This is a genomic window from Micromonospora sp. ATLC20, from assembly GCF_057196585.1.
Window position 1 is genome coordinate 1 of record NZ_JBXUOV010000228.1, and the last position, 7,918, is coordinate 7,918.

The 7,918-nt window shown below is 75.4% G+C and carries 6 protein-coding genes; 5 read left to right on the forward strand and 1 reads right to left on the reverse strand.

From position 1 onward, the window contains the following. The 3 genes from AC2CHG_RS28280 to AC2CHG_RS28290 all read left to right on the forward strand — a co-directional run. Positions 1 to 975, forward strand: a 975-nt coding sequence (locus AC2CHG_RS28280; protein WP_484525942.1) for a glycosyltransferase family 39 protein, incomplete at its 5' end; no start/stop codon positions are given. Positions 976 to 1,085: 110 nt separating this feature from the next. Then, positions 1,086 to 2,954: a glycosyltransferase family 2 protein gene (locus tag AC2CHG_RS28285; RefSeq protein WP_357209005.1), complete on the forward strand. Its 1,869-nt coding sequence runs from the start codon at positions 1,086 to 1,088 to the stop codon at positions 2,952 to 2,954. Further along, a complete protein-coding gene (locus AC2CHG_RS28290; protein ID WP_355508057.1) occupies positions 2,948 to 4,102 on the forward strand; it encodes a glycoside hydrolase family 26 protein in 1,155 nt (384 codons plus the stop codon). Before AC2CHG_RS28285 ends, AC2CHG_RS28290 begins: the two co-directional genes overlap by 7 nt. A 6-nt stretch (positions 4,103 to 4,108) precedes the next feature. Here the strand turns inward: AC2CHG_RS28290 and AC2CHG_RS28295 are convergent, their stop codons facing one another. Then, positions 4,109 to 5,434: an aminotransferase class V-fold PLP-dependent enzyme gene (locus AC2CHG_RS28295; RefSeq protein ID WP_484525943.1), complete on the reverse strand. Its 1,326-nt coding sequence runs from the start codon at positions 5,432 to 5,434 to the stop codon at positions 4,109 to 4,111. 132 nt (positions 5,435 to 5,566) lie between these two features. Here AC2CHG_RS28295 and AC2CHG_RS28300 point away from each other — a divergent pair, with 132 nt between their 5' ends. Then, positions 5,567 to 6,457, forward strand: a complete 891-nt coding sequence (locus tag AC2CHG_RS28300) for an alpha/beta hydrolase family protein (protein ID WP_262011865.1) — start codon at positions 5,567 to 5,569, stop codon at positions 6,455 to 6,457. A 93-nt stretch (positions 6,458 to 6,550) separates the two neighbouring features. Next, the coding region (locus tag AC2CHG_RS28305) for an AAA family ATPase (RefSeq protein ID WP_484525944.1) at positions 6,551 to 7,918 on the forward strand (1,368 nt) is incomplete at its 3' end.

Genomic DNA, 7,918 nt, shown 5'->3' on the forward strand with positions numbered 1-7,918 from the left:
TGGCTGCTGCCGGCGGCCCTCACGGGTGCGCTCGGCGCCGCCCGGATCACCGCGTCGGCGCCGAGCGCCGGAGAACTCGCGACGCGGCGCGCGGCCACGTCGTCGTGGCCCGGGATCGGCGCCGCGCTGACCGGCGACGAGGTCGCGCTCGGGCCGTACCACCTTCTCCTGCGTGCCTGGGCGGCGCTGTTCGGCGCGGCGGACCTCGCGCTGCGCGTACCGTCGCTGCTGGCCATGATCGGGGCCGCGGCGCTCGTCGGCGCGCTCGCCGCCCGGATCGCCACGCCCGCCGCCGGCCTGGCCGGCGGGGCGATCTTCGCGGTGCTGCCGACCTCGATCCGGTACGCGCAGGAGGCGCAGCCGTACGCCCTGGCGGTGTTCGCCGCCGTGCTCGCCACCTGGCTGCTGGTGCCCGCGCTGGACCGGCCGGGCCCGCGGCGCCTCGTGCCCTACGCGGGCGCGGTGCTGCTGCTGGGCCTGTGCCAGCCGGTGGCGTTGCTGCTGCTCGCCGGCCACGGCTGGATCGTGCTGGCGTTCCGTCGCCGCGTCGCCGTCAGATGGCTGGCCGCGGTGGTCCTCGGGCTGATCCCGGTCGCCGCGCTGCTCGCCTCCGGCCTGCGCGACGGCGGTCATCTGGCGTCCGGCGTGCGACCCGGCGCCGCCGTGCTGGCGGCCACGCCCGGCGACCTGTTCGGCGTCGCCGCGCTCGGGGGCGTGCTGGCCGGGCTGGCGTTGTTCAGCCTCCCGCTGCGGTACGCCGCCGCGATCTGCACCGCCTGGGCGCTGGTGCCGGCGCTCGGACTGCTGGCGCTGGCACAGGCCGCGCCGGTCTGGTCGGCGGCGAACCTGCTGTTCACGGTGCCGGCCTGGGCGGTGCTCGGCGGGGTCGCCCTGTCCCGGGCGCGAGTCGCCGGGGCCGTCGCCGTGCTGGCTCTCGTCGCGCTGCTCGCCGTGGCGGCCCAGCTTCCCGGCTGACCGCGTGACCCGTCGACGATTGGGCGATGTCTGCCTGATTCGCACTTTTTGCGGTTGATTGTCGGCTTAGCATTCGGTCGGCTCCAGAGCCTGCAGACCATGGGGGAAACGTGGCCGTCGCCGCCGATACACGCCCGTCCCGCGCCACGACGGCCGGGCCGCCGGGTGCCCGCCCGATCGCACCCGTCCCGCCCGGGACGCCGGCCGATACGGACCGCCGACAGCGCAACGTCCGCGCCCGCCTCGCGTACGCCCGTTGCGGTGCCACCGCCGGCCCGCTGCGACCGCCCCGCCGCCCCGACGCGGCGGTCGAGTTCCGCCCCACCGCCTCGGTCGCCGCGCGGCTGGTGCTGACGCTGCTGGTGCTCGTCAACAGCGCCGCCGGCCTGGTCTTCGTCGGCTGGCTGCTGCTGCCCCAGCACGTGCCCGGGCCCGGCGTCGTCGGCCTCGGCGGCTGGCAGACCGTCGCCGCCCGGCTGGCGTTCTGCGTCGTCGTCGGCGTCGAACTGATCCGCCTGGCGCAGAACGTGGTGGTCTGGGTCTTCGCCTACCACGCCCGGGACCCGGTGCCGGTCGACCCGCCGGTCGGCCTGCGGGTCGCCCTGCTCACCACGATCGTGCCGAGCAAGGAGCCGATCGAGGTCGCCGAGCGGACACTGCGCCGGCTGCGGGAGATCGTCTACTGCGGGCACGTCGACGTGTGGATCCTCGACGAGGGCGACGACCCGGCGGTCCGGGCGATGGCCGCGCGGCTGGGCGTCCGCCACTTCACCCGCAAGGGCCGGCCCGAGTACAACCGGCCCGGCGGCGAGTTCCGGGCCCGGACCAAGTCCGGCAACCACAACGCCTGGCGGGCCGAGCACGAGCACCGCTACGACGTGGTCGCGAACGTCGACCCGGACCACGTGCCGCTGCCGAACTTCCTGGAACGCACGCTCGGCTACTTCCGCGACCCGGACGTCGCGTTCGTGGTGACCCCCCAGGTGTACGGCAACATGCACCAGAACTTCGTCGCCCACGGCGCCTCGGTGCAGCAGTACCTCTACAACGGGCTGATCGCCCGCGGCGGCAACGGCCTGGACGCGCCGCTGCTGACCGGCACCGGACACCTCTACCGCCCGGCGGCCTGGCGGACCATCGGCGGCTACCAGGACTCGATCATCGAGGACCACCTCACCAGCATCCGCGTGCACGCGGCCGTCAACCCGGCCACCGGCAACCGGTGGAAGGGCGTCTACACCCCGGACGTGGTGGCGCTCGGCGAGGGACCGACCTCCTGGGCGGACTACTTCAACCAGCAGAAGCGCTGGGCGGCCGGGATCTGCGAGATCCTGCTCCGCCGCGAGCTGCGTACGCCGCGCGACCTGCCGTCCCGCCGCCGCTGGCAGTACCGCCTGCTCCAGTTCTACTACCCGAGCGTGGCGGTGAGCCTGCTGCTCGGTAACGCCGCCACCGCGCTCTACCTGCTGACCGGCGTCGACGCGGGCCGGCTCGACCCGCAGGTCTGGGCGACGCTGTGGGGCTCCACCATCGGCACCTGGTTCCTGCTCTGGCTGTGGCTGCGCCGGTTCAACATCGCCCCGCACGAGCGGGAGGAGGTGGGCATGGTCGGCATGGCGCTCGCCCTGTTCGCCGGGCCGGTGTACGTGGCCGCCGCGGTGGGCGCGCTGCTGCGCCGCAAGCTCGGCTTCGTGGTCACCGCCAAGGGTGCGCTGCGCACTGTCGAGTCGGCGCGTACGTTCCGGCTGCATCTGTGCTGGGCGCTCGCCGCCGCCGGGCTGCTCGCGGCGAGCTTCGCGCTGGATCACGACTACCCGCTGCTGCGGGTCTGGCCGGTGCTGACGCTGCTGACCGGGCTCGCCCCGCCGCTGATCTCCTGGGTGGAGAGTCTGCGGGCCCGCCGGGACCGGGCCGCCGAACCGGCCCGGGAACCGCAGGTGGTGCCCCGGACCGTGACCGAGGGCGGTGTGCCGTGCTGAGGCCGACGCTGCCCCGGATGGGCCTGGCGCTGGCCGGGTTGCTGCTGCTCGCGTACGCCTTCGTGGTGGCGCCGGGCGCGTGGCGCGACCCGGGCACCGACGCCGCGGCGCGGCGGCCCGCCCCTGCCACGCCGCAGGCGAGCACCGACGTGCCGGCGGCGGCCGTGCCGAGCCCGCACGGTGGCCCGTTCCCGCCGGCCGGGCAGGCGTTCTTCGGCGTGATGACCGACAAGGGACCGTACGACTTCGCGCCGGTCGACAGGTTCGCCGAGGCGGCCGGGCGCGCGCCGCAGGTGATGCTCTTCGGCGCGGACTGGGCGTCGGCCGCGTTCGACCGGAGCCTGTTCGACCGGATCGCCGAGCGGGGCATGATGCCGATGCTCGGCTGGGAGCCGTGGGACCACACCGTCGACAAGGCGGCCCGCCGCACCGAGCTGACCGACAGGCAGATCGACCGGCTGCGCGCCACCCAGCCGGACTACCGGCTGTCCCGGATCGCGCGCGGCGACTTCGACGCGTACCTGCGCTCCTGGGCCGACGGCGTCCGGTCGCTGGGCTACCCGGTCGCGATCCGCTTCGCGCACGAGATGAACGGCGACTGGTACCCCTGGTGCGAGCGGGCCAACGGCAACCGCCCCGGCGACTACGTCCGCGCCTGGCGGCACGTGCACGACGTCTTCGCCGAGGCCGGCGCCACGAACGTCACCTGGGTGTGGAGCCCGAACGCCCGCTGGGACAAGACGACCGCCGGGGTCACCGGGCTCTACCCGGGCGACGAGTACGTCGACTGGGTCGGCGTCACCGGCTACTACGGCAGTGGCGCGTTCACCAAGACGTACTGGTCGTTCGACCAGATCTTCGGCCCGACGATCGCGGAGATCCGCAAGGTCACCGGCAAGCCGCTCGTGGTCACCGAGACCGGCGCGGCCGACGCCGCCGGGCACAAGGCGCGGTGGATCCGGGACACGTTCCGCGCACTGCCCCGCTATCCGGGCCTGATCGGGCTGATCTGGTTCGAGGTGGACAAGGAGAAGGACTGGCGTATCGCCGGCTCACCGGCGGCGGCGACCGCGTTCGCCGAGGCGGTGGCCGCCGAGCGCTACGACGTCACCTGGTCGCCGGCGGTACGGCCGCGTACCGGGCCCTGATCCGGCTCAGACCAGCGTGCGGACCGCCCGCAGCGCCGCCTCCACGTCCTGCTCGCCGTTGGCGATCGTCGCGCCGAATCGCAGGTACGACGGCCGGTAGGGGGTGCTGCTGGCGATCACGCCGGCCGACCGCAGCCGGTCCACCGCCCGGTCCGCCGGCACGCCCGGCACCTCGCAGCAGACCACCCCGGCGGACAGGTCGGCGGCGCGCGGCGTGACCAGCCGGACACCCGGGATCCCGGCCAGCCCCTCCTTGAGCCGGTCGGCCAGCTCCCGGGTGCGTTCGGCGACCCGGGCCGGGCCGATGCGCCGGTGGAACGCGAACGCGTCGGCGAGCGCCCACCGGTGCTCGAAGCTGTGGTAGCCGCCGGGTGTGTGCGCCGCGCCCGGCGGCACGGGCTGCCCGCCGGTGCCGCCGGCGAGCCAGCGACCGATGCCACGCCTGTCGAAGCTGGGGATCACCGGTGTCATCCGGGCCCAGGCCCGCTCGGCGGCCCAGACCAGGCCGGTGCCGCGCGGCCCGAGCAGCCACTTGTGGCAGCCGGAGACGAGCACGTCGCAGCCGAGCTGCTCCGGTGTGGACGCGTCCGCGCCGAAGCCGTGCACCGCGTCGAGGCAGAGCAACGCCTCCGGGCTGCGCTCGCGGACCGCCTCGGCCAGCCGGCGTACCGGCAACTTCACGCCGGTGCTGGAGTGCACCCAGGTCAGCGCCACCACCCGGGTACGGGGCGTGAGCGCCGCGGTCAGGCCGGCGACCATCTCGTCCGCCGTGGCCGTGGCCGCGTCCTGGTAGAGGCGGGCCCGGCGCACTGTCACCCCGTCGCGTTCGGCGCGCAACCGCAGCGCCTCGTGCGTGGCGTAGAAGTCGTGCTCGGTGGTCAGCACCTCCTCGCCCGCTCGCAGCCGGATCGCGCTGTGGACCAGGCCGAGGCCCATGGTGGTGGAGTCGGTGAGCGCGATCTGCTCCGGCCGGGTGCCGAGGTGCCCGGCCGCCGCGTCCAGCACCGCGCGGTCCAGCCGTTCCTCGTGGAGCCCCAGGTAACCCGAGGCGTCCCGGTCGAGACCGGCGCGGTGGACCGCCACGGCGGCCCGTACCGGTGCCGGGTGCGGGGCGAAGACGAACGTGGCCAGGTGTGCCCGGGAGGGGTCGAGCGCGAACTGGGCGCGGACGCTGTCCCAACTGGCCGGATCCAGGGCGGGCGCGTCGTCCGGCGCCGCGGTCCCGCCCGCCGGGCGGTCCGGCTCGCAGCCGGTGGCCAGGCCGGTGACGCCTGCCGCCGCTGTCGCGCCGAGCAGGTGCCGCCGGGTCAGGTGCCGTCGCGTCGGGTGCATGGGGCAATCGTCCGCCGTGCATGTCACGGCCGGGTCACCGCCGGGGGACCGGTGATTTCACCGATGCGCACCGGCGGCACGGCATCGATGCTGACGCATGTCGATGTAATTCCGGCGCAAGGAGTGACCGACGTGCCCACCACCACCCGTTCCCGTACCCCCGTCCGTGCCCTCGCCCGCCTCGCCGTGGCGGCACTGCTCGCCACCGGCGGCGCCCTCGCCGTCCCGGCCGCGGCGAGCGCGGCAAGCCCCTACGAGCGCGGCCCGGCGCCCACGAGCGCCATCCTGGAGGCCAGTCGCGGCCCGTTCGCCACCTCGTCGATAAACGTCTCCTCGCTGAGCGTGACCGGCTTCGGTGGCGGCGTCATCTACTACCCGACCAGCACCGCCGAGGGCACCTTCGGCGCGGTCGCCATCTCGCCCGGCTACACCGCCTCCTGGTCCAGCCTGAGCTGGCTCGGCCCGCGGATCGCCTCGCACGGCTTCGTGGTGATCGGCATCGAGACCAACACCCGGCTGGACCAGCCGGACAGCCGGGGCCGCCAGCTCCTGGCCGCGCTGGACTACCTGACCCAGCGCAGCTCGGTGCGGGGCCGGATCGACTCGTCCCGGCTCGCCGTGGCCGGGCACTCGATGGGTGGCGGCGGCAGCCTGGAGGCGGCGGCGGCGCGGCCGTCGTTGCAGGCCGCCGTCCCGCTCGCACCGTGGAACCTGGACAAGACCTGGTCCGAGGTACGGGTGCCGACGCTCATCATCGGCGGCGAGACCGACAGCGTGGCGCCGGTGGCGACCCACTCGATCCCGTTCTACAACAGCATCCCGGCGTCCTCGGAGAAGGCGTACCTGGAGCTGGACGGCGCGAGCCACTTCTTCCCGCAGACGACGAACACGCCGACGGCGAAGCAGATGGTGGCCTGGCTGAAGCGGTTCGTCGACGACGACACCCGTTACGAGCAGTTCCTCTGCCCCGGCCCGAGCGGGTCGGCGATCCAGGAGTACCGCAACACCTGCCCGAGCGCCTGATCCGGTCCGCTCCCGGGGTGGTCGCCGTGGCGACCACCCCGGGAGCGTGTCCGCCTCTTTTCCGACGGGTTGCCCATCTGTGACACTGCATGCATGGTTTCTGCATCGACAGTGCATATAGACCTGTGGGGCCGGGACGACGAGTGCGACGCGATCCGCCGGCTCCTCGACCACGACGACGGCGGTGCGCTGCTGTTCCACGGGCCGCCCGGCTCCGGGCGCAGCGCTTTGCTGGCGTACGCCCGCAGGTGGGCGGGGGAGCGCACGGTGCTCGCCGGTGCGGGCCTGGCCGACGAGGCGACACTGCCCTACGCGGGGCTGCACCGCCTGCTCGACCCGGTGCTGGACGCGGACACCGCGCTCCCGGTGCGGCAACGCCGGCTGTTGCGCCGCGCGCTCGGCGGCGACGGGTGCCCGGCCGAGCAGCGCCTGGCCCTGGCCGCGGCGGTGCGGTCCCTGCTCGCCGCCGCGGCGGCGGACCGGCCGCTGCTGTGCACGGTGGACGACCTCGACATCGGCGATCCGCAGAGCGCCTGGACCCTGGCGGTGGTGGCGCGCCGGCTGCGCCGGCTGCCGGTGGCGATGCTGCTGACCGCCACCGCACCGGCCACCGTCGACGGCGTACCCGCCCACCGGCTGCGCCCGCTGGACGCCCACGAGTGCCACGCCATGCTCGCCGGCCTGCGGGAGCGGCCACCCGTGGCGGTGGCCACGGCGCTGGCCGCGCTCAGCCGAGGCAGCCCGGCGGCGCTGGCCGACCTGGCCGGCACGCTCACCGCCGCCCAGTGGCGGGGCGAGGCGCCGCTGCCCGACACGCCGCCGGTGGACGGCGTACTCGCCGCCGCGTACCGGGCCCGCCTGGACCGGCTGCCCGTCCCGACCCGGCGGATGGTGCTGCTCGCCGCGCTCGACCCCGGCGACGACCCGGCCACGCTGGTCCGCGCCGCGTGGGCGGCCGGACTGACCGTCGAGGCGCTCGCCCCCGCCGAAGCGGCCGGCCTGCTGCGCACCGGGCCGGGCGGGGTGACGTTCCCGCACCCGCTCGCCCGCACGATGATCACCGCAGTCGCGCCGCTCGCCGACCTGCGCTCGGCGCACCTGCTGCTGGCCGGCACGCTCGCCGAGGGCACGCTGGGCCGGGCGCTGCGCCACGCCATCGCCGCCGACTGTCCGGCCGACATGCTCGCCGCCGAGTTGAGCGCGGCGGTCGACGAGGTGCCGGACCGCGCCGCCGCGGCGGTCGTGCTGCGCCGGGCCGCCGAGCTGAGCCCCGACCCCGGGCGCGCGGCCGAGCTGACCATCGCGGCGGCGCGGTGCGCCTGGACCGCCGGCGACCCGGAGCAGGCCCGAGGGCTGCTACGGCGCCTGACCGCCGGACCGGCGCCCGGTCGGGCCGACCTGCTCCGCGGCGAGATGCAACTGCGCTGCGACGCGCCCGCCGCCGCGGTCGCCACGCTGCTG